The following is a 3314-nucleotide window of genomic DNA, read 5'->3' as shown; positions in this document are numbered from 1 at the left end:
TTCCTTTAACGGTGCTTCTGACTCTCTAATTGTTTCTAACGGCATTCCACATTCACAATAATCCTTATCTATTGTTTCCTTCAAGTCGTGACTGGCAGCGAATGTTAATAAATAAAATGCCCGGAAGTGTAACCCGGTGAAGGCCACTACGGTTACGCACTTGCCATTTCATTCTTAAGGCATTCGACACCCACGGAATAAAAAGTAGGAAGCCGTTCCAGTGAATGTGAAGAAGGTGTTGGAAATAGTTAAGCGTCAAAATTATGCGTTGGGTTTTCGAAATTTGCCTGTTTGAGCCGAATGGCGAGTTGCAAATTTCGGGAGCCCGTTTTTAGCATAATTTTGACGCTTTAGTATTTCCCACCGACGGAACCTGAACAGGAACGGCTTCCTACTTTTTATGCAGGTCCGGGTCGTCGTGCCTTCCTGAATTAAATCCCAATTACCGATTTTATAGCTCCCAACAATTCCGCATATGTCTCGTATGCCGGAATCTCCGGATGATCTTCTTTGATCTTATCAGTGGTGCGGAACAGGAATCCTGCTTTTCCTGCTTGGATCATGCCCAGATCGTTGTACGAATCGCCACTTGCAATTGTTTCAAATCCAATAGACTGTAGTGCTTTCACGGTGCTGAGTTTTGAGTTTTCCACACGCATCTTAAAATCTGTGATCTCGCCATTTTCTGCGATTTCAAGACTGTTGCAGAACAATGTCGGTCTTCCGAGCTTTTCCATCAATGGCTGTGCAAATTCTGTAAAAGTATCACTGATCAGAATTACCTGACTGAAAGAGCGCAGTTCATCTAAGAATTCTTTTGCTCCCGGGAGTGGGTCGATCTTAGCAATCGTTTCCTGGATTTCCTTGATTCCAAGTCCATGTTCTTTTAAAATATCCAGTCTCCATCTCATCAGTTTATTGTAATCCGGTTCATCCCTTGTCGTTCTTTTTAGTTCAGGGATTCCACTTTCCTCGGCAAATGCGATCCATATTTCCGGTACTAATACTCCTTCAACATCCAGACATGTAATATACATTCTATGATTCCTCCTATACCTGTTTGTCTTTTTGCTTTTTATCATAACACAAGTTTGCTGATTTTACATTCTTTTTATTAGCAATTCTTCATTCCTAACTGCCAGAATGCAACCGCACTGGCAGCTGCGACATTCAGCGAATCCACACCGTGTGACATCGGAATCATTACCGTATAATCGCAGGCGGCAATGGTTTCTGCCAGCAGTCCGTCTCCTTCCGTTCCCAATATCACTGCCAGCTTCTCTTCTTTTGCGAGTTTCGGATCAGCGATACTTACGGAATTTTCTTTCAATGCCATCGCCGCCGTCTTAAATCCCAGTTCACGTAATATATGCATTCCTTCTTTTGGCCAGCTTACAGATCTATCCACAAATGTCCACGGAATTTGGAACACTGTCCCCATACTGACCCGGCTTGCTCTTCTGTAAAGCGGATTACTGCATCCACCTGTCAAAACCACTGCATCCATGTGAAGTGCCGCTGCTGAACGGAAGATAGCGCCTACATTTGTGGGATTCATTACATTTTCAAGTACTGCTATTCTGTCACAGCCGGCACAGATTTCCCGTAGCCCTGGCAGATTCCGCCTTTTCATCACACATAACATTCCTCTGGTCAGTTTAAACCCGGTAAGCTTCGTCAGTACAGCAAATTCTGCCGTATATACCGGTACATTGGCACACCGTTCAAGTACGGCTATTGTTTCCGCATCTTCCAAAGCCTGCTTTTTTTCTACCAGAACAGACACCGGCTCATATCCTCCATCCAATGCCCGGATAATCACTTTCGGACTTTCCGCAATAAACAGTCCTTTCTCCGGATGGTCTTTGTTCAAAAGCTGTGCTTCTGTGAGCCTTGCATATACATCCAGTTCCGAAGCATCAAAATCCGTAATTTCTTTTACATTCTGTAATAGCTTTATATTCGCAGTTTCTGTATTATCCATAATCATTTTCCTCTTCTTTGTCATTTACAGGATCTTATTGTTATCTTATTATACAGAATGAATGATATTTTCTCAATTCTGTAAATATTTTATGCCCATAATCCCGGACTTTATGTTAAAGTGGATAAGGTATGAGTAGATATTTTTTTGATATAAGGAGAATTCTTCACTATGATGACTGAACTTGAGAAATATTATAATAAATTTAACGAAGAAAAACGTCTTGGAAGCCGGCATGGACAAGTCGAATTTACAACTTCTATGAAATATATACACGAATATCTTCCAAAAGATAAATCTGCAAAAATTCTGGATGTAGGTGCAGGAACCGGCCGTTACAGTGTCGCCCTTGCGGAAGAAGGTTACGATGTCACCGCTGTTGAACTGGTTAAATATAATCTTGGCATTTTAAAAAAGAAGAACAGTTCCGTAAAAGCTTATCAGGGTAATGCTATGAAATTATCTCGCTTTTCGGATAAAGAATTCGACTTGATCCTGGTATTTGGCCCTATGTACCATCTGTATTCCATGGAAGATAAAGTCAAGGCACTGACCGAAGCAAAACGTGTACTAAAAGATGACGGTGTAATCTTGGTTGCTTACTGTATGAATGAATACAGCGTCCTGACCTATGGATTCAAACAGAATCATATTTTAGAATGTATAGAAAGTGGAAAGATTGATGAAAACTTCCGTGTACAGCCAAAACCGGAAGACCTCTATGATTATGTACGTCTGGAAGATATGGATGCATATAATAAGGCTGCCGGACTGGAACGGATCAAAGTAATCTCAGCAGACGGACCTTCGGATTATATGCGCCCGGTACTCAATGCGATGGATGATGAGACATTTGAGACATTTATCCGATATCATCTTTCGGTATGTGAACGCCCGGAACTTGTGGGGGCAGGATCACATACGGTGGATATTTTGAAGAAGATTGGGATTTAATTCAGGAAGGCTGTGGATACCCGAACCGGAATAAAGCTTGAAAAGGCGTTCCTGCTCAGGTTCCATTGGCGGGTCAATTCTAAAGGGGTAAAATTCTGCTAAAAGCAGGCTTTCAAAATTTGAAACTCGGCATACGCCTCAGACAGTCAAATTTTGAAAACCTAACGCAGAATTTTACCCCTTAAGAATTACCAACGCCTCTTTCACATTCACTGGAACGCCTTTTCAAGCTTTATTCCGTGTGTATCAAATGCCTTACGAATGAAACCTGCTAAGAAAAGTCAATAATTATTTTTATCTTTTTTATTTTCTGTCACAAAATATATTTGCGTACCACAAATAGACTGTCTGATTGGCAGTCTAAAAAATTATTTAT

3 protein-coding genes are annotated in these 3314 nt (G+C 41.2%); 1 reads left to right on the top strand and 2 read right to left on the bottom strand.

Annotation, left to right across the window (positions count from 1 at the left end):
- Positions 1 to 431: 431 nt before the first annotated feature.
- Positions 432 to 1037, bottom strand: coding sequence for a bifunctional phosphoserine phosphatase/homoserine phosphotransferase ThrH (gene thrH / locus GT508_RS14235; protein WP_055284951.1), 606 nt, complete (start codon positions 1035 to 1037; stop codon positions 432 to 434).
- Between the two features lie 77 nt (positions 1038 to 1114).
- Positions 1115 to 1990, bottom strand: coding sequence for a TrmH family RNA methyltransferase (locus GT508_RS14230; RefSeq protein WP_161144513.1), 876 nt, complete (start codon positions 1988 to 1990; stop codon positions 1115 to 1117).
- Between the two features lie 165 nt (positions 1991 to 2155).
- Between GT508_RS14230 and GT508_RS14225 the strand changes: the two genes are divergently transcribed.
- A complete protein-coding gene (locus GT508_RS14225) occupies positions 2156 to 2938 on the top strand; it encodes a class I SAM-dependent methyltransferase (RefSeq protein WP_161144512.1) in 783 nt (260 codons plus the stop codon).
- The last annotated feature ends 376 nt before the right edge of the window (positions 2939 to 3314 follow it).

This window comes from Dorea sp. BIOML-A1, from assembly GCF_009875615.1.
Taxonomy (GTDB): domain Bacteria; phylum Bacillota; class Clostridia; order Lachnospirales; family Lachnospiraceae; genus Dorea_A; species Dorea_A amylophila.
Note: the sequence above shows the minus strand (reverse complement) of the source record. Positions and strands in the feature narration are given on the sequence as shown.

Coding starts and splice junctions, on each gene's coding strand:
- GT508_RS14230 (WP_161144513.1), bottom strand. CDS start 1,990: ATGATTATGGATAATACAGAAACTGCGAATATAAAGCTATTACAGAAT.
- GT508_RS14225 (WP_161144512.1), top strand. CDS start 2,156: ATGATGACTGAACTTGAGAAATATTATAATAAATTTAACGAAGAAAAA.
- thrH (WP_055284951.1), bottom strand. CDS start 1,037: ATGTATATTACATGTCTGGATGTTGAAGGAGTATTAGTACCGGAAATA.